This window comes from Chryseobacterium sp. VAUSW3 (genome assembly GCF_002205795.1).
GTDB lineage: Bacteria > Bacteroidota > Bacteroidia > Flavobacteriales > Weeksellaceae > Kaistella > Kaistella yananensis.
This window is the reverse complement of the sequence record NZ_NIUY01000001.1, coordinates 603,196-628,564: the sequence shown is the minus strand read 5'-3', so window position 1 is coordinate 628,564 and position 25,369 is coordinate 603,196. Positions and strand designations below refer to the sequence as shown.

Below are 25,369 nucleotides of genomic sequence, written 5' to 3'. Positions count from 1 at the left end.
CTAAAAAATGAGCGTTAAAATTTTCATTAAAAAAAAACTTCTACTTTTGCAAAAATTTTCTTGATGTCTAAAAATTTAGTTATTGTAGAGTCTCCGGCAAAAGCGAAAACCATTCAGAAGTATCTGGGCAAAGATTTCGAAGTGAAATCGAGTTTCGGTCACATCCGTGATTTACCCAAAAAGGGAATGGGGATCGATCTGGCAACTTTCACTCCCGATTACGAAGTTTCTCCCGATAAGAAGAAGCTTGTCGCTGAACTGAAAGCAGCAGTTAAGAAAGCCGATACAGTTTGGCTGGCCTCCGATGAAGACCGCGAGGGTGAGGCTATTGCCTGGCATTTGGCAGAAGAACTTAAATTAAAAGAAGACCATACAAAAAGAATCGTTTTTCACGAAATTACCAAAAACGCAATTCTGAAAGCTATTGAAAACCCGCGCAAAATAGATCAGAATCTCGTTAATGCGCAGCAAGCGCGAAGAGTTTTAGACAGAATAGTTGGTTTTGAAATGTCACCAGTGCTCTGGAAGAAAGTAAAAACCGGTCTTTCCGCAGGGCGTGTACAGTCGGTAGCTGTGCGTTTGGTTGTTGAAAGAGAGCTGGAAATTAGAAATTTCAAACCTAAATCAGCATTTAAAGTTGACGGACTTTTCCTGAACAAAAACAAGCAGGAAATTGCGGCCAAACTTAAAAAGGATTTTGCCAAGGAAACCGAAGCTGAAGAGTTTCTGAAGCAGTCACAAAATACCGAATTCAAAGTCATTAATGTAGAAACCAAGCCCGGAACCCGTTCGGCATCGGCACCATTCACAACTTCAACACTGCAGCAGGAAGCGAGCAACCGCCTTGGTTACGGCGTTACGACAACGATGCGTGTTGCGCAGAGGCTGTATGAAGAAGGTTATATTACTTATATGAGAACCGATTCCGTAAATCTTTCTCAGGAAGCCATTAACGGCGCAAAATCCCAGATTGTTTCAGAATTCGGTGAGCAATATTCAAATCCAAGAAATTTTACCACCAAATCGGCCTCCGCACAGGAAGCGCACGAAGCGATACGCCCAACCGATTTTTCTCTAAAACGAATTGGTGATGAGCAGCTTAACAAATTATACCAATTAATTTATAAAAGAACTTTGGCAAGCCAAATGGCAAATGCCAAAATAGAGAAAACAGTAATCGAAATAGGTAATCCTTCATTGCCTCAGCATTTTGAAGCACAAGGCGAAGTAGTTGTTTTCGATGGTTTCTTGAAGGTTTATGGCATTACAAAAACCGATGAAGATGACGAGGAAAACAACGAAAAGTTATTGCCAAAGGTTTCGGTAGGCGAAATTCTGGATTATAAAAAAATTGAAGCCACCGAGAAATTCACAAAACCGGCAGCAAGATTCACCGAGGCTGGTTTGGTGAAAAAGCTGGAAGAACTCGGTATCGGAAGACCATCTACTTATGCGCCAACTATTCAGACGATCCAGAATCGCGAATACGTTGATAAAAGAGAGATCCTTCCGCAGGAAAGAGAAATCATGAAGATGTCTCTTACAAAAACCGAACTCAAAAAAGAGATTCTTACCGAAAAATTCGGCGGCGATAAAAATAAATTTGTTCCTACCGATATCGGCGAGGTTGTAAACGACTTTTTAACCCAGAATTTTGCAGAAATCTTAGATTATGGTTTTACTGCAAAAGTAGAGCAGGATTTTGATGAGATCGCAAACGGATCAGAAAAGTGGAAGGAGGTTCTTCAGGGATTCTATAAAGAATTTCATCCGAAAATTGCAGATGTAGAAGAAAACGCAGAACGTGCGAATGGAGAAAGAATTTTAGGAGTAGATCCGAAAACCGGCAAAAACGTAATCACCAGAATCGGAAGGTTCGGTCCGATGGTGCAAATTGGCGAACAGGACGATGAAGAAAAACCAATTTTCGCAAGTTTAATGGCAAACCAGAATATTGCAACCATTACGCTTGAAGAAGCATTGGAACTTTTTAAAATTCCTTTTGATTTAAAGGATTTTGAAGATAAGACAGTAACTGTTGGTGTCGGAAGATTCGGTCCGTATGTGAAATGGGGCGAAACTTTCATCAGTATCCCACGCGGTGAGGATCCGCTTTCGGTTACACAGGAACGCGCAGAAGAAATTATTAAAGAAAAAAAGGTTGCAGATGCGCCCATCGCAACTTATAAAGGTGAACCGGTGACAAAAGGAACCGGCAGATTCGGGCCTTTTATTAAATACCAGTCGCTTTTCATTAATGTACCAAAACGATACGACTTCGAAAATCTTTCTCAGAGCGACATTAATGAACTTATTGATACCAAGCTTGAAAAAGAGGCCAACCGATATATCCAGCAGTGGGAAAAAGAAAAAATTTCCATCGAAAACGGAAGATGGGGCCCTTTCATCAAATTCGGAAAAAATATGTTTAAAATTCCGAAAACCAAGAAAGATGAAAAATATACCGCTGAGGAATTAGCAGCAGTATCTTTGGATGAGGTAAAAAAATGGATTACCGCCCAGGATAAAAACGCTTTCAAGGAAAAACCTAAAAAAGTTCCAGCGAAGAAAACGGCTGTAAAAAAGCCAGCAGTAAAAAAAGCCGTAGCGAAAAAGAAATAGTATTTAGATAGTACGATAAAAAAGGCCTGATAATTAAATTTATCAGGTTTTTTTAATCCATTACAGGAAAAGAGTTTTCCTGATATTGATCGTAATTTATTAAGAGATTGAATGAATGATGCGGTGTTCTTTACAGATGTTAAAAATTTTCATCGGCTTATAATCGTAACCAAACAGTCTGCAGCAGGTTTTTTACCTAAGACATAATGGTTTGTAGCTAAAAAAAATATTTAATCACATGTGGTTAAAAATGAAAAATTTTAGTTTAAATATCAGATATATTTATATATTTGCCTCCGCACAGATGAATTTAGGAAAAAAATACAAAATGATTTAAGGAAAAACACACAAACGATGTTAAAAAAATTTACAAGTAAATCTTTGTAATATTTTTTTATCAATGAAAAAACTTCATCTGTTAGTTTCTTGCTTTATAGCAACAGCAGCATATTCGCAAACAGCGAATTATGCAAAAGCTCCCAACAGTTATATTTACGATTTAGAATTAGCCCATTCTAAAAATTACGGTGGCATTGAAATTCCTGTAAAAAAAGCGTATGAAATGTGGGCGAAATACGAATATTTAAAAACCAATGGTACGGCTACACCTATTCCCGCGGGCATTCAGTCTGCATCTGTTTATTGGGAAGATGTTCCGGGGCTCGTTACTGAAGTGAATATTCTACCAGGCTCAACTCCCGCAGACTCTAAAATCAAAGTCGGAATCAATAAAGGCAAAGGCAAGGGAAATGCAGTAATAGCCTTTAAAGTTGACGGAACCATTTACTGGAGCTGGCACATTTGGGTCACCGATAATCCTGAGAACGGAGTAACCTACTCCCAGGGAACCGAGACCGATATCGATGGCAACCTGATTAATGTTGAATATATGGACAGGAATCTGGGTGCGGTTTCAAAAAGTTTTCTTGATCATGAATGGCAGAAATCTTCGGGTTTAATGTACGAGTGGGGGCGAAAGGATCCGTTTCCACCGTTGGTGTACAAAGATGCCCACTTCTACGAAATCTCCGGCGAAGTTGGGGTTTTAAGACATCGCCAGATCGATCCTGTAAATACCATTCCCGTTCAGGTACGGCCTTTTAATGAAATTGAAAAAAATATTAAATATTCTGTAAACAATCCCATTACCTATATTATAAATACAGATGGTACCGGAAACTGGTTTTCGAGTAGCAGATACAAAGTTCCAGGTGTAAGTCCTAATTATGTAACCTGGGATTTATGGTCGGATAACGCCAAAGGCGGAAACAGCAACGGAAACAGCTCCAACGCAGCGTTGAAGAAAGAAAGCCGTTCCTACGAACTGAAATCTGAGTTGGATCCTTGTCCTAACGGATGGCGGGTTCCCTCGTATTACGGCAGGGAAACCCAGAACAATAATTTGGCTTTTTTTGGAAAACGGGACTGGAATAACGATGATGCAGTAGTAGCAAACCGCCAGCTTTTTCCTGATTCTGCAAATCCGAATCTGCAGGGCATTAAAGTATACCCAGGGTTGGGAATGGATTTTACCAACGCACAGGGCGGAGCAAGAAATTTAGGCATACTGCCGGTCTCTGGGGGTTATGTCTATTACCCCAATGCTGCCGCACCGAATGCTCCTGTAGGAATTACTTTTCAGGATGAAAGCGCAAACGGCGCACTCTGGAGTGCAACTTATGCGTACGATGGTGCCAGGGTTTTTTCAATGGTTTCAGATCCTTTCAGGACTAACACGAGTGTGGGGCTTCATGCAATTTTTAATAATGAAACCAATCCTACAAAATCAGGAAATCCGGTAAAATGCATGAGAGATCCGAACATTTCAAAAATTGGTGACTTTGCAACACAATATTTTACACATACCAAAGAAATTTTTACTGAAGGTTTAAATAATCCCAACTCTTACGTTGTGGTAAATCAGGAAGAATTAAAAATTCCTGTAAGCAAAGCGTTCGCTGTGTACAATCAAGTGCTATCTGATCAGGAAATGCCGGATTATGACAATTTAACTGCTAATATCCTGTGGACAACCAATACCGCGTTAATTCAGGATATTGAACTTGAGTTGCATCCTAAGGATGCGCGCTTATCGATGATCGTCCTTAAACTTAATCCATCTGAAACCGGAAATGCGGTAGTCTCCCTTCACAATAATAATAAAGATAATCCAGCGCTTTGGAGTTGGCATATCTGGGCAACCAAAGAAGATCCCACGGTAAATGCGGTGACGTACATTACAGAATCTACCATCCCTGTAAATTATAATTTTGTGAATCCTACCGTAAGCAAACTGCCGCCATTAAAAACAGTTTTTATGGACAGAAACCTGGGTGCAGAAAGTAGCGACATCAATTCCGGTATGGCAAACGGGCTGCATTATCAGTGGGGAAGAAAAGATCCTATCCCATCTTTTTCTACGGTGAGAAATGAGACTTTATATCTTCAGGTAAAAGGTTTACAAGTCTTCTGGCCATACTTAACTCTAAAAGGCGAACCTATTGATTATACTGAACTCAATGGTAAAGAATACCAGTACGATTACACAGATTCTTACGAAGTGTACGGTTCTTCAAGCGCTAATATTGGAGATAAAGTAAGAGACAATATTAAATATTCTGTACAGAATCCTCTCAAATTTCTTTATCACAGAGGAAGTGGCGAGATATACAACGGTGGAAACCATTATGCAAATGATTTGAACAAAGTAAAAGACTGGGTTTCGAATGATCGTGGCAAAGCCGAGGACCGCTGGGGACATGCCGACAAGAAATCGCCTTTCGATCCATGTCCGGACGGATGGCGTGTTCCCGATGTTTCTTTTACTCATCTTTACACAGGTTCCAAAGGCAATTCGCCCTGGTATAACAGCTATAATGTAGATGCTTATGGCAAACCGGGCGTAATTCAGGACCAGTGGCATGATATAGCTAGTTTCTATAAAGGTACTGCAACTGGTAATAACGGCTGGAAATTCGAAAACCCCTCGTTCAATATCGGGAATTTCCCAAAAGACGGCATAAGAGGGGAATTGGGAGGAAATTCGGTGACCCTAGAAAGAACCGGTGTGTGGACAGCAGCATTGGCAGATATGAATACAGGTTTTGCTTTGGCAATGCAGTTTGAAGGTAATAAAATGCAGTCTGGAACCGGAGTTTACCCTCAGGCAGGCATGAGTGTGAGATGTGCTAAAGATGATAAAAGACTTCTGGGAGTTGCGGTGGAGCGAAACAGCCAGACCCTCAATACTCAAAATAATCAAACCATTATTTCGCAGCCTCAGAACAAAGAGCTGAAGGTTTATCCCAATCCTTTCAAAGACGAATTTTATGTTGAGAATGATGACGCTGTGAGTTTTGAGATCTATGATTTCAGCGGTAAGCTTATGCTGAAAGGAAAAATTAATGACCAGAAAGTATCTGCTCAAAAGATGCAGAATGGCATCTATGTAATTAAAATTATCATGAAAGACGGTTCTGCAATCAGTAAGAAAATGATAAAACAGTAACTGGATCATGAATAACCAAAAGCACAATCCAGAGGTTGTGCTTTTTTTGTTACTTTTGTTGAGCCTAAAACCTATATTTTCCAAATGAACATTGAAGACATCATTATTCCGCCAAGAAAAATCAATACCGAAAAATGGCAACTTGGCCATGCTGTTTCTCAGGAAATTCAGGAAAACGGAATAGTCCTCATTTTCTGTTCAGATTACCGCGGGATTAAGAATGGGGAAGCCGAAATTCTCGATTTCAAAACGGTGAGACGGGAGCTTTACCGACTTTCGAAACTCGATTTCGAAATTCCGGTTTGTGATTTAGGCGATTTAATTTCCGGGCGCACTTACCAGGACACTCATTATGTTCTACAGGAATTGCTTTCGATGTGTCATTACAAAAATGCTGTTCCGGTGATTATTGGCGGCAGCAACGATTTGGCATTTTCCCTTTTTTCTGCCCTTAATTTTCATCAGAAAAACCTTAATTATACTCAGATTTCGAATATTATCTCGCTCTCAAATGAAGGCGAAGAAATCACGGAGAAGAATTTTCTTTCCAGAATTTTGAGTTCAAAAAATTTCACCATTAAAAATTATCATCATCTCGGTTATCAGAAGCATCTTAACGAAACCGATTCGGTAAAGCTGATGAAAGAAGTTGAGTTTGATGTGGTTCGCCTCGCTGAAATGATGAATTCAACCGAAAAAACCGAACCTTTTTTCCGCCGCGCCGATTTGGTAACCGTAAACTGCGATGCGGTGGAAAGTATGAGCGATGGGTTCTCGGTAAATCCTCAGGTGAACGGATTGAACAGACGCGAGATTTGTGCTTATATGAAAGAAATCGGGTTAAGCGAAAATCTGAAATCGGTAGGAATTTTCAACTTCAACGCCCAATCCGAAACTTTTATAAATCATCAGCTTTTAGCACAGATGATCTGGCATTTGATTGAAGGGATCAATATTCAGCATTCGCACCCGAAAGAAAGGCAATACGAAACGTTTTGGGTAATGATTGATGATGATCAGTATGCTTTTCAGCGCGACAGTTTTTCCGGCTTATGGTATTTTGGTGATGATGAGAAGCCCGAAAATCTTATTCCCTGTTCGCGACTGGAATACGAGGAGGCAAAACGCGGACAATTAAACAGCCGTTTCCTGAAAAACTGATGTTTTTTGAAATTCTAAAAATGCGATTCAGGTAACAAAAATTATATGACTAGAAGAGAACACTTAAAAAAAACGGTAAAAAGCATCAAAAACCAGTTTGTGGGCGACCGCAGAAGCCGCAGACTTTTTCTGGCGGCTTTTTATAATCATTATATTTCCAAGAATCTGAATCTTCCTGTTTTCATCAAATTTCCGAAAGCTCAGTTCAAGTACCAGAATGTAACTTTAGAAACGCGCCCCGACACGATTGATTTTTGGGCCACACTCGAAAGCTATGAACCCGATCTTACCCAATTTCTTACGGAATTCCTGAATGGTGAAAAAGGAACTTTCATTGATGTAGGCGCACATATTGGCCGGTTCAGTACACTAATGGCAAAACAGGGATGGCAGGTGATTTCTTTCGAGCCTTTGAAAACCAATTTTCAGGCCCTGGAAAATAATTTGAAAGTGAATACTACAAACGGTAATGTGCACATTTTCAATGCGGGATTGGGTAATAAAGCCGAGAACCGCACAATTTATTTTAACCGTCTTGAACTTGGCGAAGCTTCAGTAAGCGAAAAAAACGGCGACCGAAAAGATGCCGTGCAGATTCTTCGGTTTGATGATCTTTATAAAGATTTTGATATCAGCGACTTCTGTATTGTAAAAGTGGATGTTGAGGGTTACGAAGAACAGGTTATAGAAGGTATGCAAGAGTTTGTAAAAACCCATAAACCACTTTTTGTCATCGAACTTTGGGCTGAAAAATCTCCTAAACTTGTGGAGTTTCTGAAATCCCAGGGATATAAGCGGCTACATATTTTTTGGTTTATCGAGGAAAAACACAACCCGTACATTACCCAAATGTATGCGCGCTACAACCGTTATCACCTTAATTACGATTATGAGTAAATCTTTACCCCGTATTTTCTCCAATCCTTTTTTGCTGGTGCTGCTCACGGTGCTCATCAAAATACCTGTATTTTTTACAAAGCACATTCAGGAGGATTCGTTTATTACCTGGCGGGTCGCAAAAAACCTGCTAAATTACGGAGTTGTAGGATTTAACGGAGAAGAAAGGCTTTCGGCGTCCACCACGCATCTTTATGTTTTGGTGTCTGCTTTTTTTCAGTTGAATTTCGGCGATTATTTTATCTATCCGCTACTCATTTTCAACTGTATTCTTTTTGGGATCGGTTCTTTTTGGCTTGGGAAAGTGCTGTTCCGTAAGGATGTTATAAACCGTGGGCTATTCGTAATTCTTCTAAATATTGTTCCGCCGGCACTCACGGCTTCGTGTCTGGGTATGGAATACGGAATCCTGTTTTTTCTCTACAGCGGACTTATTTATTTTGGAATTCGGAAAGGAAAAAACTGGGCATATCTTATTTTTCCGGTGTTGCTGCTCTGGACAAGAATTGATACGGTGATCTTTCTCGGGGTTTTCTTCGTAGCAGATGTAATCATTAGAAAAAAGCTTAACCTGGTTTTTATTTTAGGTGGTATTATTGGTGTTGTGAGTGTGGTTTCTTTCAACGTTATTTATTTCGGAGAGTTTGTTAATCACACCATTAGTGCTAAAAAAATTGCCTATAAAAATTTAACCCAACATAACAGTTTAGAATTTTTGCTTTACCAATGGGCGTATTACGGCGGACTGATTAAAAAATATTCTCTGTTTACGTTTTTAATCTTTATGGGTTTTCTGGCTGCACTTGCTTACGCTGTAAAACAGATTATTAAGGATAAAACCCAAACCCAGTTTTCCATTAAAGTTATTTTGCTTGCGATGCTTGCGTTTGCATTACTGAAAATAACGGTTTTTGCTTTTATGCGCGCGTACTTCGACTGGTATTATTGGTTGCCAAGGGTTTTTCTGTTTATCATCGTGTTATATTATGTGCTTTTATATGTTCCGGTGAGGCGAAAGTTTTTAGTACCTGCGGTTTTTATATGCTGTCTTGGTCTTTATGGCTTCCAGATCCTGCAGTCCTGGGCCATTGGCTATATGGAAGACACCCAGAGAATGCAGATTGCAAGGGATATTCAAACCGAAAACCCAAGTATCGACCAATCAATTCTTCTGGAACCTGCCGGAAAAATTCCGTTTTATACCGATCTCTATACGTACGATGAGGTAGGTTTGGTCAATAAAAAAATTACCGCTCAGATACAGAAGGACGAAAATCACTGGTGGATGAATTCAGTTAAAGAGTTTCGTCCCGATTTTATTGTGACCATCATTTATAAACCTGGCGAAGAAAAAAGTTATTATAAAATGACGGCTTCAGACCATATTTATTTTGACTCTCATTATCAGTTTGTAAAAAGTTATCCAATTGCAGAAATTCACCGGAACGCCCCGGCAATTTTGCGCTGGATTTACAGCATCAGGCCTATTGGTCAGGATTATCACCTGTATCATCTGAGAAAATAGAAGAGTTGTATGATTAAAGTTTCAGTCATTGTTCCTGTTTATAACGTTGAAAGATACCTTAGAAAATGTTTGAATTCTTTGGTTAATCAGACTTTACAGGAAATTGAAATTTTAGTAATTAATGATGGAAGTAAGGATGGTTCACAACAGATTATTGATGAGTTTAAAGAAAAATTTCCTTCAAAAATTAAATCTTTCATTAAAGAAAACGGCGGATTAAGCGATGCCCGAAATTTTGGTCTAGATCGTGCGCAAGGGGAGTTTATCGGTTTTGTTGACAGTGATGATGAGGTTTCGGCAAAGATGTTCGATGAAATGTATCATCTTGCAAAAAAACACAGCGCCGAAATGGTGATCTGTAATCTGCAGAAAGTAGATGAAGCCGGAACTGTAAAACAGAAACTTACCCAAATTCCAAATATGCCCGAAATGATGGTGCTGGAAAATCATTTTTCAGTGTTTGCAGACCTATCTTATTTTGCCTGCAATAAAATCTTTCGGAAAGAATTATTTGCTGATAAAAGATTTAAGAAGAATATACATTTCGAAGATATTCAGCTCATTCCGCAACTTTTACTCCATTGTAAGGTGATCGCGCAAACACAGAATTATCATTATCAATATCTTGAGCGCGAAGATTCTATTACCAAAACCCATACTGAAAAAGGGCTTGACATTCTTCGGGCGGTTGACGATGTGGCTGCAGCTTTTGCAAATTCGCGGTATTCTCAGCATGAAAAGGAGCTAAAGAACTTTAAAATTCTTGAAGGGATTTATACTTATCTCGCTTATCTTGCTTTTGTTAAAGATGGAGAAACTTATCGGAAAATGTCTCAGGAATTGAAGATTTTCATTCGAAAAAATAACATTTCAACCTTCGAAATCTTTTCGTATCAGCGGTTTGGAAGAAATTATCTGCTATATTTGCCTCTGAAGAAAAAAATTTATTATTTGCTGTATTTCATGGGGCAGGAGAAACTGCTGCAGAAATTGGTATAAAACACAAGTCCTTTATGCCCATACTCCATCCTGTTTTTATCCTGATTTTCCTTTTTCTTGCTTTTGCGAGTTACTGGGAAATATTCAGGTTAGAGAAAAAACAGAGCATTTTTGTGTTGGTTACTGCAATTCTTATCATTATTGCGATAGGTTTCCGGATCAATGTAGGCGCCGATTACCCGGTGTACAAAATGCTTTTTTCTGGCTTTGCAATCTACACAACCTATGGAGATGTGTTGGATAAAGCGCTTTTCCGGCCAAATTCCGAAGAAATCGAATGGATTTTTGTACTTATCAACAAACTTGTTTTCGATTTTGGTCTTCCGTTTTACATCGTCACTTTAATTATGGCGGTAATTGCAGTTTCGCTGAAATTTACGGCTATTTACAAAAATGTGGCATTTCCTACGATCGCAATGCTTTTTTATTTCATGCCGATTATGTTCTTTGAGGATTCTGGGCAGATGCGCCAGGGCTTGGGAATTGCGGTGTGCGTTGCTTCTTTTAAGTTCATTAAGGAGCGTAATTTATTTATGTTTCTGCTTTGTATTTACATTGCTCTGGGTTTTCATAAAACGGCCATTGTGTTTTTGCCCGCGTACTGGATTGTAAAAATCCCGATGAACAGTACCCGTATTTTCTGGGTTTTGGTTATTGCGCTGCTGTCTTCACCCTTTGAACTGTATCGTTTGGGAAGCGATTTCTTCGGCTCTATTGCGCCACAGGATATTTCAGGAGCTTACACCGGTTATATGGACGACCGCTATTACGGCACTGAGGTAGAAACAGGATTGAATGACCTGGTAAAGATTATTTTTATTGCAATTTTAATTAGGTACGATAAGAAAGGTTGCGAGGAGGTTTGGTGGTACGAATACATGCGGAATCTTGCAGTGTTTGGGATGGCGCTGTTTTATTTCTTCAGGTCTAATGAAATCTTTGCCGTACGGCTTCCGGGTGCGTATATGTTTTTTGTTACGATGTTTTGCCTGAGTAACTTAGTGTACGCGGTGAAAGGGAGAGAGAGGCAGATGCTTTATTTGGGATTTATGATGTATTTTGTAGCGATGTTTTTTTATTTTGGCAGCGGCAATGCGCATCGCGGCGGATTTACAACCGAAAGATATCAAAACGCACTTTGGTAATAACGCATGGATATAATTAAAGATTTACTCGCTCAGTTCGGAATACCGCAATTCTATGTAAAATTAGGATTGGGAATGCTTTGTTCATTTCTCCTTACTTTTTATACCATTCCCACGGTGGTAAAGATTTCGAGACGGAAAAATTTAATGGATGAGCCGGGTGCACGAAGTTCGCATCTGAGAAAAATCCCAAATCTTGGCGGGATCTCAATGTTTTACTCGCTTGCGGTGTGTGCATCGATTTTCGCTTTTGAGTTGTTCGAATTGTACAAATTCCTGTTTGCTTCGTTGGTTATCTTGCTCTATATCGGAGTGATGGACGATATTGTGGTGATGCGGGCTTACAAAAAACTCTTCGCGCAGATTGTTGTGACCTCGCTAATGGTGATAGGTTCTGATGTTCGGATCAGAAGCTTTTTCGGACTTTTCGGAATCTATGAACTGAATTATTTTTTCAGCGTCGCAATGAGTATTTTCACTTTTATTGTCCTGATAAATGCCTTCAATTTAATAGATGGAATAGATGGGCTGGCTGGTGGTTATTCAATTCTTTGCAGCGCAATGTTCGGTATCAGTTATTACCGGCTTGGCGAATACAATTATCCTTTGGTTGTGCTTTCGGGGGTTATTATCGGTTCTGTAATCGGGTTTTTATACTTCAATCTTTCAAATTACAGAAACAATAAGATTTTCATGGGAGATACCGGCTCAATGATTTTGGGTTTTCTCCTGGCATTTACCGCCATTTGTTTTATTGATATTTTTATTGACAAAAAGCTTCCGGAAATTCCAAGATATTATCTTCAGTCGGCCCCGGCCATCGCTATGGCGATCCTTATTCTCCCAATTATTGATACCTTAAATGTTTTTATGATAAGAATATGCAATGGGAAATCGCCATTGGTAGCAGATAAAAACCATATACACCATTCGTTGCTGAAATTGGGATTAACTCACAGAAGATCTACCGCTTATATCCTGATGTATTATCTTTTTATTGTGAGCGTGGCCTATTTCTACCGCCATATTAATGTGAATGTATTGCTGCTTATTATTGTAATCTTAGGCTTTATAGGCGCATATCTTCCGAAACTTATCTTATTATTAAGAAAACCTGTATAAATATTGTTATTTTTGTAAAAACTACATTTGAAAATGATGAAACCCCATAAAGCCGGTCTTTTTCTACTTTTTACCTTTTTGCTCTCATCCTGCATCTCGACCAAAGATGTGCGCTATATGCAGCCAAACGAAAGCCTGGTCATCAACGAAGAAGGTTTGGTTCCCTATAATATTCCGGTCTACCGCGTCACCAAAAATGATATGCTGAACCTTAACATTGTTACCACCCCAAAAGGTGATGCTGCACAGTTTTATTCAACATTAAATGCCCCTCCACCAGCGGCTACAAATGCAGTTTCAGGATCTTCACCCATTGGCATGGGAGCAGGTATAGGCCAGGGCGGAAACTCAAATTTTTACTTTAACGGTTTAAAAGTAGATTCTAAAGGAGACATCAATATTATGGGAATTGGTTTTGTAAAAGCGGAAGGCCGAACGATAGAAGACATCACCCAGGAAATACAGAACCGCGTAAACGAAAATTTTGTTGACGGCAAATCAGAAGTCCGACTAAATACCGATGGGATCACCTACTATATTTTAGGCGATGTAGAAACTATCGAAATCAGCGGTGAAAAAAAAGTACATAAAAATACCTTAACCATAACCGAAGCACTTTCAATCAATGGTGGGCTCAACAGAACTGTAGACCGCACCAATATTAAGATCCACAGAAAGCTACCCGAAGGAATCAAAATCGCAAGAATAGATCTTACCCGAGAAGATGTAATGAATTCTCCATATTACTGGGTACAAAACGGCGACGAAATCTTCCTCACCACCCGATCCAAAAATCTTAACGGTTTAGGTAAAGATCCTATTCAGACGCTAACTACCGGAGTTTCGGTGCTAACTACAGCATTGTCGATTTACTTAATCTTAACACGACTCTAATGATTCCCGGCAAAGAAAACACAGGTAAATCTACATCTTCACAAACCGAAAAAGTTGGCTCTTTCGCCTTTTTCGATGTAGAGCATTTTATCCGAAGATTAATAAGAAACTGGTATTGGTTTGCACTGATGGCAGCCTTGGGTTACGCCATTTCTTGGGTGTACAGCAAATATTACGCACAGCGCATTTATGCTTCAAATCTGTCACTCAGTATTTCAAATAATACCGCCAGTTATTTTACTCCTAATCAGTCGATTAACTTTATTTGGGGACAAAACGGAAACCAGGATGGGATTTATCTTAAAAAGATGCTTCTTTCCCGTTCCCACAACGAATATCTGGTAAAGCAACTCGATCTTTTCATTAATTATTCCACCAAAGGATTAATAAAGCAGACTTATCTTGATAAATATGATTCGCCGGTTTTTCTGGAAGTTGATAAAAACCATAACCAGCAGGTGAATTATACCATAACGCTGATACCGAAAGGTGGCGACCGATATGAGGTAATTTTACCCGAAGAAGGCGAATCCACTTCGCTTTATTCGTATGTTACGGAAAGTTTCAACACCGTATCACCATACCCAAGGCCGGCAAACAAAATAATTGCTGTAAATGAATGGTATGTTTCACCCAATCTGAAATTCAAACTTGTTAAAAATCCGCAGCCAACACCTATTAAGCTTGAAAATATTCTGCTTACACTTTCAACAGTCAACCAGACCGTTAATGATTTGGTTTCGACCATTGGAGTTGATTTCGATAAGGAGATCAATACCATTATGATTATTTCCAAAAGCGGATACAATCTGAACGGAACCGTAAATTTCCTGAATACGTCGGTGGATGAACTTCAGAGAAAAAGACTGATTGACAGAAATACGGTAGATAAAAATACCGAAAGTTACCTTTTTGATAATCTCTCGAAAATACGTAAAAAGTTAGATTCCAGTGCGCAGGTGCTGAATCATATGAAGGTAAGCGAAGGTTTATATGATATCAAAGACCGCGATGAGAAAGCACTTGAACGGATTAAAGATCTAGAAAGTAAAAAAGCCGAATTGCTCACACGAATTAATTCCTTAAATAATATTCGGAATACGCTTGCATCGCAGAATCTGGACCGTATGATCAACATGAATGCCGCCGGAATTGAAGATGGAGTTTTTAGCGCAACGGTTTCAGAATTAAAGGCTTTATATTTGAAAAGACGCGAACTTGCGCTCATTTATACACCGAATTCTGAGCCTATGCGGGAAATCAACAGATTGATTAATGAGGCAAGAGGAAATTCAACCGGTTCGATTAGAAATTATTACAATACTTATCTTAACGAGATTGCTAAAATCGACCGCCAAATAGCGGACGAAAGTGTGGACTTAGTAGCTTATCCCGAAAAAGAAAGAAAATATCTTGATGCAGAGCGCGGTTATAACATGATCGAAGCCACCTATAACACTTTGCTTGCTAAACAGAACGAAACACAGATTAGGGTTGCTACCAATAAATCGGACATCACCGTAATCGATCCTGCAAAAAATCTTGGGCAGGGTCCCATTGCTCCCGACGTGCAAAGAACAAAATATTCCATCATTGGAGGCCTGCTTCTGTTGCCTTTACTGATTATTGGCATTTCTGAAGCGCTGGATAACAGAGTAAGAAACATTAAGGAATTGCTCCAGGCAACCCGAATTCCGCTTCTGGGAGTTATCGGTAAAAATACCCACGATAATAATCTTACGGTGCTGGAGCAGCCGCGTTCATCAATATCTGAAGCTTTCCGGGGAATAAGGGCGAACCTTAGGTTTTTGCACAAGGAAGACAATAAATCAAAGGTTATTTTGCTTACTTCTTCGGTAGGTGGCGAGGGCAAAACCTATATTTCAATCAACATTGCCTCTGTTTTAGGTTTAAGCGGGAAGAAAACCATTCTATTGGGGATGGATTTAAGAAAGCCAAAGATTTTCGGTGATTTTAAAATCGATAACAAATACGGCATCTCAAACTATCTTACCGGTGAGGTAGAAATGGATAAAATCATCAACCAAACAAAAATACCCAACCTTCATGTGGCAACTTCAGGACCTATTCCGCCGAATCCGTCGGAGTTACTGATGAGTGAACGGAATGTAGAATTCATTCAGGATCTGAAAGAAATTTATGATTATATCGTCATCGATTCGCCGCCAGTTGGCTTGGTTGCAGACCCTTTTGAACTGATGAAATACGCTGACGCCAGCATTTATGTTGTGCGGCACGAGTATACCGAAAAGTATATGCTTAAGATGATCACCGAGAAATACCAGAATCAGGAAGTGCAGAATTTAGGATTGGTTTATAATGATTACCAGCACCAGCAGGGTTATGGATATGGTTACGGATATGGCTACGGTTATGGTTATGGTTACTTCGATGAAGACAAAAACTATCAGGAACCTACGCTCATTAAAGTAAGAAATCAAATGAGAAAACTGTTCGGTAGAAGTTAGCCCCTCAATCTCTGCAGTAGTGAGAATTAAGGTAAAGAAATCATAAAACCTTTTAATTGTCGTTTTACTCCTATAAATTATGCTTTTTTGAGGTTATTTAACTAAAAATTAAGAATTTCCTTAATGTAAAATTGTTTTATATTTGCAAAATTATTTATGAAAATTGATGACCGGCTATTCATGCACAACAAACTGATTTATTCCTTTTTTGCGATTATATTAATGTCGGGGTTCTATAAAGGGCAACGACACGAAATAGGGGTGCAGTTAGGTATGAGTAACTTGGTTGGAGATATTGGTAAAACCAATTATATACTGCAGAAACCTGTACTTAGCGATATTGGTGATTATGGGATTCCTTTCTATGGCGGAATATTGTACCGCATGAATTTTAACCCTTACCAAACGGTAAGATTAAACATTGGGTACAGCCATATTCAATTTATAGATGCCGTGGCAAAAGAGCAGTATCGAAGAAACAGAAATCTGTGGGGCACCAACTCCATTATGGAAGCTGATTTAATCTTTGAATATAATTTTTTCCCGGTAAACGACGAGCAGAAAAGCCTTGCGAGTCCTTACATCTTCGGCGGAATCGGGGGGATGTTAGCGAATTCTACCAGGGTTTCTCTTGTAAATGATTTCAGACGTGATGCAGGCGGAAATGCAATAGCACCTACCAGCAGTACAGATTTCGAAACTAATCCTACCTATCAATCCGGTAATAGCCTCACCATGGCAATCCCGTTCGGCGTAGGACTGAAATATAAGTTTAATTATAACTGGGCGCTTTTCGGAGAGTTCATGTTCAGGCCAACGTTCTCAGATTCAATCGATTATAGTGTGGTTGATGATAAAGACCTCAGGGTTACCTATAATAAAGATATTCTGGCGCCAGGATCTACAAAATCCCTGTTGCAAGAAAGTCCTTATCTTCAGATAGCCGAAGAAAGAGCGGCAGAATTTCTGAAGAACCGTGAAATTGGAAATATCAATTCAAAAGACTGGGTAAATACCATATCTGTAGGACTTACCTATTCGTTTGGCAGACCCCCTTGTTATTGTGGAGAGTAAAATAATGCAGTCGTTTAAAGATAAAATAAATCAGGATCAGCTTCCCCAGCATGTCGCCATTATTATGGATGGCAATGGGAGATGGGCAAAATCCCGTGGAGAAAAGAGAACTTTTGGTCATAAACATGCCATTAAAGCCGTGCGGGAAGCAGTAAACGCCTGCAACGAAATTCATATTCCTTACCTTACCCTTTATACTTTTTCATCAGAAAACTGGAACCGTCCGGAGGATGAGGTCGATACCCTGATGAGTTTGATTTCTGAAACAATTATTTTAGAAGCCGAAGAAATTTTCAGTAAAGGACTACGGATGCATATTATTGGCGATACTGAAAAACTGCCCGCAGAGGTACGCGAACACATGCAGCATTTGGTTGATATTACAAAAAACAATACAAAAGGAAATTTAATTCTGGCTTTAAGTTACGGTTCGCAGCATGAGATTTTAAGTGCTGTTAAAAAAATCAGCAGCAAGGTAAAAAGTGGTGAACTTACAGAAGAAGAAATCAACGAAAAAGTATTTGAAGATCATTTATATACCAAAGATTTCCCCCCTGTTGATTTATTAATCAGAACTAGTGGCGAGGTACGGATAAGTAATTTTTTGCTTTGGCAGATTGCCTATGCCGAACTGCAGTTTCTGGATATTCTGTGGCCGGATTTCGGGAAAGAAGATTTCTTTAAATGCATTTACAATTACCAGAACAAAGAGAGAAGATTCGGAAAAACAAGCGAACAGCTCAACGAAAATATATAAAAGAAAAGTTAGCAAGATAAAAAATGAAGTTTAAATTCTTACCCATCATCATGTTTGTGGCTTCGGCACATTTCTATGGTCAGATAACTCCCGAGCAGACGCCGCAGGACAATAACCCGGTGTATGCACAGAACGAAACAGGAACCTACATCCTAAAAGACATTGTGGTAGATGGCGTAAAAAAATATACCCCCGCACAGATTTTAAGATTTACCGGTCTTAATAAGAATGAAAGCGTGGAAATTCCTGGGCAGAAAATCAGTAATGCCATCAAAAAACTTTGGGAAACCCAATCTTTCTCAGAAGTTGAGGTCTATATTCAAAGTATTGACGGTGATCAGATTGTCCTCCGTTTCAACCTTCAGGATCTTAAGGATTTGGGAGAAGTGAAATTTACAGGAAAAGGAATCGGTAAATCGAAAAGTGAAAAACTCGCAAAAGACAATAACCTGAAACCCGGAACCAAAATCACCCAGAATTTAGTTTCGACCCTTAAAACAAATATTCCTCAGGAATATATTAAAAAAGGCTATGCAGACGCCCGAGTAACCATCGAAGACAAGGTAAACGCACAGGATCCCGAATTGGTGGACTGGACGATTAATGTTGAACGCGGTAAAAAAGTGAAAATAAGCCACATCGAATTTGAAGGAAACGAAAATGTATCCGACAATAAGCTGCGTAAAAAAGGTTTCAAAGACACCAAGCAGAAAAGATTCGGTATTCAGGGGATTTTAAAACCTTCAAAATTCATCGAAGAAAAATACGAAGCTGATAAAGAAAACCTTATTAATTATTACCGTTCCCTTGGTTTCCGCGATGCAAAAATTGTCTCAGATTCAGTATGGAGAAATCCTAAAAACGATTTCGAAATCAACGTAAAACTGAACGAAGGGAAAAAATATTACATCGGCGATATCAATTTCCTTGGGAATACCGCATTTTCAACCGATTATCTACAGAAGGTTCTGGGATATAAAACCGGCGACATCTACGACGCTGTGGGTTTCAACAAAAAAGTGGGCGAAGATGGCGGAAAAGAAGATGATTCCGACATCAAGTCGATTTATATGAACAACGGTTACCTTTTCTCTAACGTTACGCCCATCGAGAAATCGGTGGCAGGCGACTCCATTAATCTGGAAATCCGGATCAACGAAGGTGAAAAAGCAACCTGGAACCGCGTAACCTGGAGTGGCAATACCACGACTCATGACCACGTAATTCTGCGTTCACTAAGAACAAAACCGGGAAGTTTATTTGCAAAAAGCGATATTAAAAGAACTTATTTCGATTTAGCGGGGATGCAGTTTTTCGATCCTCAGCAGGTTGGGCAAAACATTGTTCCGAATCAACAGGATAATACCGTAGATATTCACTGGACGCTTGTTGAAAAAGGTTCGTCTCAGGTTCAGCTGCAGGCCGGTTACGGTGGTGGCTCGTTCATCGGGACTTTAGGACTTACGTTCAATAACTTCTCTTTGAGAAATTTCCTGAAATTTAAAGATTTCAAACCGGTTCCACAGGGTGACGGGCAAACGCTTTCGATCCAGGCACAGGCCGGGCAGTACTTCCAGAATTACGGAATTTCTTTCACAGAGCCATGGCTGTTCGGAACCAGACCTACGGCACTTTCTGTAAGTGTAAACCAGTCTTTGGTAAGATATTCTGATCAGTTTGGAGAAACCCAGAAACTCAATATTTTCTCTGCAAGTGCTGGATTAAACAGACTCCTGAGATGGCCGGATGATTATTTCTCACTTTATACCGGAATCCAATACCAGAGCTACGATTTCAGCAATTATCCGTTCCAGTTTGGTAACGAAACTGAGTATAATGGTTCTGCCAAAAACTTCAGTTTTAATGTTGGCTTAAGCAGAATGTCTGCAGGATTAGATCCGATTTTCCCAACTCAGGGCTCCAACCTGGAGGCATCGGTTAAGTTTACGCCGCCTTACTCGCTCTTCAGCGATAAGAATTATGCGACCATGAGTAATGTAGAAAAATACAAATGGCTCGAATTCTATAAAGTAAAAATGAAAGCCGATGTTTATAATACCGTAGTCGGAAAACTCGTTCTTAGAAGCACTGCAGAAATGGGCTTCCTGAATGGTTATAACAAAGAACTGGGTGCGCCGCCATTCGAAAGATTCTATGTTGGGGGAACTGGTTTGTTCGGAGGAAGGTATGATGGCCGCGAACTTGTGCCCTTACGTGGTTATGAAAATGCCTCTTCTACAGGCGGAACATTAGAAGATGTAACCCCTTACGGAGGAGCAACAGTTTACAACAGATTTGCGCTCGAACTCAGATATCCGATTTCAATGAATCAAACCGCAAAAATTTATGCGCTGAGTTTCCTTGAAGGTGGTAATGCCTGGAACTCGTTCGGAACTTATAACCCTTTCCAGCTGAAACGTTCTGCCGGAGTTGGAGTAAGAGTATATATGGGAGCATTTGGACTTATCGGATTTGATTTTGCTTATGGCTTCGATAAGACCCTAATAGGTACAGAACCAGCAGGATGGAAAACACACTTCCTGATGAACCAATCATTATAAAGACAATTAAAATGAAACACATCAAATTAATTTCGTTTCTGCTCTTCATTTTTTCAGGTGCTTTAAATGCCCAGAAAATTGGAGTTGTTGATACCGACTATATCCTCAGCAAAATGCCTCAGTACAAAGAAGCACAGGACAGGCTGAATGAGCAGATCGCAAGCTGGCAGACTGAAATACAGAACCTTCAGTCTGATTTTGATAAAAAGAAATTACTGCTGGAGAACGAACGGGTACTTTTGGTAGGTGAGCAGCTGAAACAGCGCCAAAAAGAAGTTGATGATCTTGATAAGAAGATTAAAAGCATGATCAATAACCGTTTCGGTACGCTGGGCGAAATTAACAATGCAAGATCAAATCTCACAAAACCTTTTCAGGATCAGATATGGAACGCAATCCGTACTGTATCAGAGAAAAACAGTTTGGGCATAGTTCTTGATAAAAGCAATAACATCAGTGTAATTTTCCTCGAAAAGCGGTACGATTATACAGATAAAGTATTAGATTTGTTACTGAAAAATTCAGGAAATAAAAATACTTCAACCCCAAATAGGAGAGGAATCTCTGAAGAAGATGCCAAACAGGAAAAATTAAGACTGATGCAGGATAAAACCGATTCCAATTCAAACACGCAGTCGCGAAGAAAAAAATAAATTTAAACAACAATAAATTATTCAACCCCAATTATGAAAAAATTAAGTGTATTATTTGCAGCAGTAATGATGTTGGTAACAGCAGGAGCAGTTAACGCTCAGAAAGTTGCATCTATGGATTACGAAGCTGTATTAGCAGCAATGCCAGAAACTAAGAAAATGACCACAGATTTAGATACTTTCAGCAAAACTAAAGGTGATGAACTGCAGAAACAGGCAGAAGCTTTTCAAAAAGAAGTACAACAATACCAAGCTGATGGTGCAAAATTGACCGAAGCTCAGAGAACTGCTAAAGAAGGAGAATTACAGAAAAAACAACAAAACCTTCAGCAGCTTCAACAAACTGCACAAAACGATTTAGCTCAGAGAAGAGATGCTGCGGTAAAACCAATCATCGACAAACTGAACAATGCAGTAGCTAAGGTAGCAAAAGCGAACGGTTTCGATTTCATCATCGATTCTACAGCTTTAATCTACAAAGGTGGTCCGGATGCAACTCCGTTAGTGAAAAAAGAATTAGGTCTTTAATAAAACCTTTCTAAAACCTAAACCATCCCGAGAATTCAGGATGGTTTTTTTAATTTTGTAAAATGGAAAAAGAAATTTCATCGGTAGAGAAAGTCCGCTTCAGTGACTGCGATCCGATTGGTCACCTCAATAATGTAAAATACCTCGAATACATGCTCAACGCCAGAGAAGATCATGTTGAAAGCGGTTACGGATTTACCTACGAAGGCTATACCCGGCAAACAGGCTGCACATGGATTACGGTGCAGAACGAGATTGCCTACCTTAAAGAAGTTCGTTACAACGCCAAAGTGCAGATTTCCAGTAAAACAATCGAACTGGGAGACCGCCTTTCGAAAGTTGAAATCCTGATGAAAAGCGAAGACGGGAACACCATTCACAGCGTGTTGTGGCTTACGGTAATTTATTTCAATATGAAAACCCGCCGCTCCGAATCGCAGCCGGAAGAAACAAAGGACCTCTTCCGTAAATTTTTGGTAAATTTAGAAGAGAAAGATTTCCAGAGCAGAGTGTCCTATTTTAGAAAACTCAATAAATCCGCAGCAAAATGACAAAAAGAATACTGATCGTTGGAGGAAACGGACAATTGGGAAACTGTATCCGGAAAATTGCTCCCGATTTCGAAAACCAATACGAATTTAACTTTACAGATTCTCAAACCCTCAATATTACCGACCGGGACAGTGTTTCTGATGTTTTTTACGATTTTAAACCTCATTTCTGCATTAATGCATCGGCATATACCGCAGTAGATTTGGCAGAGAATGAACCGGAAAAAGCCTTTGCTGTAAATGCTGAAGGCGTAGCAAATCTTGCAGAGGCCTGTGAAGAATGTAATTGTGTCTTGATTCATGTTTCTACGGATTATGTTTTCGATGGCGAAACCAATATCTCTTATTCTGAAGACAGTTTTACCAATCCACAGGGAGTTTACGGTGCATCAAAACTGAAAGGAGAAGAACTGGCGACGGACCTTAACCCTAAAACAATTGTAATCCGCACCTCGTGGCTGTATTCAGAATTCAACAAAAATTTTGTGAAAACGATGTTGAATCTTTTTTCTCAGAAAGACGAATTAGGAATCGTTGCCGACCAGTTTGGCCAGCCAACCAATGCTAATGATTTGGCAGAAGCCATCATGAAAATCATCGAAGCCGAACCGAAAACCTACGGGATTTTCCATTTTTCGAATTATCCTGAAACAACGTGGTTTGAATTCGCCCAGAAGATTGCAGAATTTTCAGGTTCCAACATTAAACTTAATGCCATTACAACAGAAGATTTTCCCACACCGGCGAAACGCCCGAAACGAAGCACAATGTCTTTGGATAAAATTGAAAACATCTATAACATTCAGTTGAACCATTGGGAGAATTCCCTGCAAGATTGTATTGAAACTTTACAGAAATGAGAAAAACATTCGTTTTATATATGATTTTGGTGGGTCATTTTTTCATGGCTCAAAATGTAATCCTCAACAAAGTGGAGAAGACGCATTCCAACGCGGATAAATTTCTCTATAAAGTAAACCCCGAAACGTTGAACGCCGAATATCTTGGGGAAATCGAAGTACAGGGCTTTTCTGATGATGATGTGAAAGTATTCGGGATGGTTTATAAAAAAGCCAAGGAAATTGGTGCCAACGCATTTTCTTATCTACCTTTCGAGTCTGTCGAAGGGGGAATACAGAAATTTGACTCGGCCCATTACAGGCTTAATCTTTATTATGTGTCGCCCGAACAGTTTCCAAGAGAAGACAATATCATTTATCTCATCGCGTCGCCGTATAAAAAGCAGACCATCGCCATAAATAACGATAAGCTCAGTTTTGAGCCGAGAACTTACACAAAGATTCAGCTCACTCCTGGTGAAATTTACACCGTTTCTACCAGAAAGCTTTTAGGCTCTTCGGTTAAGCTTGGCGCACAGGAAAATCAGCCGGTGCAGTTTTTTCAGTTTTCTGTTTTTTCAGTAAATTCAAATCCTTATGGAACTGCGGGCATTAATTTGAAGTCGGGTGATATTACGAGACTCGAGCAGTCTTACGCGCAGTTTCTTACAACGATTTATCAATATCAGGAGGCAGTTCTGAAATATTAAAAAAAATAATCAAAATGAAAGTAGATATTCTTGCAATAGGCGCCCATCCAGACGATGTAGAACTGGGTTGTGGCGGAACTTTGGCAAAACTGATTTCGGAAGGAAAAAAGGTAGCTATTGTTGATTTAACCCAAGGCGAACTGGGGACCCGCGGCACGAATGTAACAAGAGCACAGGAAGCCGCTTCGGCCTCGGAAATTTTGGGTATTTCTGCCCGTGAAAATCTAAAAATGAAGGATGGTTTTATCCTCAATTCAGAAGAATATCAAGTACAGATCGTGAAAATGATCCGTAAATACCAACCCGAAATCGTGCTTGCCAATGCGGTAGACGATCGGCATCCGGACCATGCAAAAGCTGCGAAACTGGTTTCTGATGCGTGTTTTCTTTCTGGTTTAGTGAAGATCGAAACTGAACTTGATGGAGAGACTCAAAAGCAATGGCGCCCGAAACAGGTATTCCATTATATTCAGTGGAAACATATTACGCCGGATTTTGTAATTGATATTTCAAATTTTATGGAAAAGAAAATCGAAGCGTGTCTGGCTTATAAAACCCAGTTTTATGATCCAAATTCTAGTGAACCGATGACGCCGATAGCTACAAAAGACTTTCTGGAAAGCCTCACCTACAGAGCACAGGACCTGGGAAGACTCTCTGGCGTTGAGTTCGCGGAAGGTTTTACGACAGAAAAGTTACTTGCTTTCAAAAATTTTGACGGAATAATTTTGTAATTTCTCGAAAAGCTTTATATTTGCAACCTCAAACGGTGATTGTAGCTCAGTTGGTTAGAGCGCCGGATTGTGGTTCCGGAGGTCGTGGGTTCGAGACCCATCATTCACCCACTTTAAAACGCATTGATTTTCAGTGCGTTTTTTTTATTTCCTATCCAAAAGGATTTGGTGATTACCAGAATTTCAGCGGTAAAACTAATGCCAAACAAAATAAATAAAAAAAGGCATCCATAATTGAATACCTGTATTTATTAAACCTCGTCGTCCGATTCTATTGTAAATGACCTACTTTTAAAATCCTTGTCATGTCTTTCCGAAATTACGTCTTCACCTTTTTGGCTGATGATAAAATCTGTAGATTCCTTAAACATGTCTTCAAAACTCTTGAAATCTTCTTTGTAAAGATAGATTTTATGTTTTTCGAAGGTAGCTTCTCCGTTTTCACCAAAATTTTTCTTGCTTTCGGTAATCGTAAGATAATAATCTCCCGCTTTAGTCTCGCGCACATCAAAGAAATATGTTCTTCTGCCAGCTTTCAACACCTTTGTGAAAATTTCATTTTCGTGGCGTTCCTTGTAATCACTCATTTGTAGCTATTTT

20 protein-coding genes and 1 tRNA gene are annotated in these 25,369 nt (G+C 39.5%); 20 read left to right on the top strand and 1 reads right to left on the bottom strand.

From position 1 onward, the window contains the following. Window positions 1-63 precede the first annotated feature (63 nt). The 20 genes from topA (at window position 64) to CDW55_RS02660 (ending at window position 24,879) form a co-directional block, all read left to right on the top strand. A complete protein-coding gene (topA, locus tag CDW55_RS02755; protein WP_088468187.1) occupies window positions 64-2,622 on the top strand; it encodes a type I DNA topoisomerase in 2,559 nt (852 codons plus the stop codon). A gap of 400 nt (window positions 2,623-3,022) precedes the next feature. Continuing rightward, complete coding sequence (locus CDW55_RS02750; RefSeq protein WP_088468186.1) at window positions 3,023-6,130, top strand: T9SS type A sorting domain-containing protein; 3,108 nt, start codon at window positions 3,023-3,025, stop codon at window positions 6,128-6,130. A gap of 84 nt (window positions 6,131-6,214) precedes the next feature. Continuing rightward, on the top strand, window positions 6,215-7,291 hold the full coding sequence (locus tag CDW55_RS02745; protein WP_088468185.1) for a formimidoylglutamase: 1,077 nt from the start codon (window positions 6,215-6,217) through the stop codon (window positions 7,289-7,291). 45 nt (window positions 7,292-7,336) lie between these two features. Then, the gene (locus tag CDW55_RS02740; RefSeq protein WP_088468184.1) at window positions 7,337-8,188 is read left to right on the top strand and encodes an FkbM family methyltransferase; all 852 of its coding nucleotides are present in this window, start codon (window positions 7,337-7,339) and stop codon (window positions 8,186-8,188) included. Then, entirely contained in the window at window positions 8,181-9,713 is a 1,533-nt protein-coding gene (locus CDW55_RS02735; protein WP_088468183.1) for a hypothetical protein, read from the top strand. The genes CDW55_RS02740 and CDW55_RS02735 overlap by 8 nt, the downstream gene beginning before the upstream one ends. 9 nt (window positions 9,714-9,722) lie before the next feature. Continuing rightward, window positions 9,723-10,712 carry a glycosyltransferase family 2 protein gene (locus CDW55_RS02730; RefSeq protein WP_088468182.1) on the top strand — a complete coding sequence of 330 codons (990 nt, stop codon included), beginning with the start codon at window positions 9,723-9,725 and terminating at the stop codon, window positions 10,710-10,712. Between the two features lie 14 nt (window positions 10,713-10,726). Further along, a complete protein-coding gene (locus tag CDW55_RS02725; RefSeq protein ID WP_088468181.1) occupies window positions 10,727-11,857 on the top strand; it encodes an EpsG family protein in 1,131 nt (376 codons plus the stop codon). A 6-nt stretch (window positions 11,858-11,863) separates the two neighbouring features. Continuing rightward, complete coding sequence (locus CDW55_RS02720) at window positions 11,864-12,979, top strand: glycosyltransferase family 4 protein (RefSeq protein WP_088468180.1); 1,116 nt, start codon at window positions 11,864-11,866, stop codon at window positions 12,977-12,979. 33 nt (window positions 12,980-13,012) lie between these two features. Continuing rightward, window positions 13,013-13,873, top strand: coding sequence for a polysaccharide biosynthesis/export family protein (locus tag CDW55_RS02715; RefSeq protein WP_088468179.1), 861 nt, complete (start codon window positions 13,013-13,015; stop codon window positions 13,871-13,873). After that, a complete protein-coding gene (locus CDW55_RS02710) occupies window positions 13,873-16,362 on the top strand; it encodes an exopolysaccharide transport family protein (protein ID WP_088468178.1) in 2,490 nt (829 codons plus the stop codon). Before CDW55_RS02715 ends, CDW55_RS02710 begins: the two co-directional genes overlap by 1 nt. Before the next feature lie 156 nt (window positions 16,363-16,518). Beyond that, window positions 16,519-17,436, top strand: a complete 918-nt coding sequence (locus tag CDW55_RS02705) for a DUF6089 family protein (protein ID WP_228399594.1) — start codon at window positions 16,519-16,521, stop codon at window positions 17,434-17,436. A 4-nt stretch (window positions 17,437-17,440) separates the two neighbouring features. Next, on the top strand, window positions 17,441-18,193 hold the full coding sequence (locus CDW55_RS02700; RefSeq protein ID WP_088468177.1) for an isoprenyl transferase: 753 nt from the start codon (window positions 17,441-17,443) through the stop codon (window positions 18,191-18,193). Between the two features lie 23 nt (window positions 18,194-18,216). Continuing rightward, window positions 18,217-20,754, top strand: coding sequence for an outer membrane protein assembly factor BamA (gene bamA / locus CDW55_RS02695; protein ID WP_088468176.1), 2,538 nt, complete (start codon window positions 18,217-18,219; stop codon window positions 20,752-20,754). Between the two features lie 11 nt (window positions 20,755-20,765). Further along, a complete protein-coding gene (locus CDW55_RS02690) occupies window positions 20,766-21,407 on the top strand; it encodes an OmpH family outer membrane protein (RefSeq protein ID WP_088468684.1) in 642 nt (213 codons plus the stop codon). Between the two features lie 33 nt (window positions 21,408-21,440). Continuing rightward, window positions 21,441-21,935, top strand: a complete 495-nt coding sequence (locus CDW55_RS02685) for an OmpH family outer membrane protein (protein ID WP_088468175.1) — start codon at window positions 21,441-21,443, stop codon at window positions 21,933-21,935. Between the two features lie 62 nt (window positions 21,936-21,997). Then, window positions 21,998-22,486 (top strand): acyl-CoA thioesterase, encoded by a 489-nt coding sequence (locus CDW55_RS02680; RefSeq protein WP_088468174.1) that lies wholly within the window; start codon window positions 21,998-22,000, stop codon window positions 22,484-22,486. Then, window positions 22,483-23,346, top strand: coding sequence for a dTDP-4-dehydrorhamnose reductase (gene rfbD, locus CDW55_RS02675; protein ID WP_088468173.1), 864 nt, complete (start codon window positions 22,483-22,485; stop codon window positions 23,344-23,346). Before CDW55_RS02680 ends, rfbD begins: the two co-directional genes overlap by 4 nt. Beyond that, window positions 23,343-24,035 (top strand): hypothetical protein, encoded by a 693-nt coding sequence (locus CDW55_RS02670; protein ID WP_088468172.1) that lies wholly within the window; start codon window positions 23,343-23,345, stop codon window positions 24,033-24,035. Before rfbD ends, CDW55_RS02670 begins: the two co-directional genes overlap by 4 nt. A 14-nt stretch (window positions 24,036-24,049) precedes the next feature. Beyond that, window positions 24,050-24,769: a bacillithiol biosynthesis deacetylase BshB1 gene (gene bshB1, locus CDW55_RS02665; RefSeq protein WP_088468171.1), complete on the top strand. Its 720-nt coding sequence runs from the start codon at window positions 24,050-24,052 to the stop codon at window positions 24,767-24,769. A 34-nt stretch (window positions 24,770-24,803) separates the two neighbouring features. Continuing rightward, a tRNA-His gene (locus tag CDW55_RS02660) sits at window positions 24,804-24,879 on the top strand. Between the two features lie 141 nt (window positions 24,880-25,020). Here the strand turns inward: CDW55_RS02660 and CDW55_RS02655 are convergent. Then, window positions 25,021-25,356, bottom strand: coding sequence for a DUF3276 family protein (locus CDW55_RS02655; protein WP_088468170.1), 336 nt, complete (start codon window positions 25,354-25,356; stop codon window positions 25,021-25,023). Window positions 25,357-25,369: the final 13 nt, after the last annotated feature.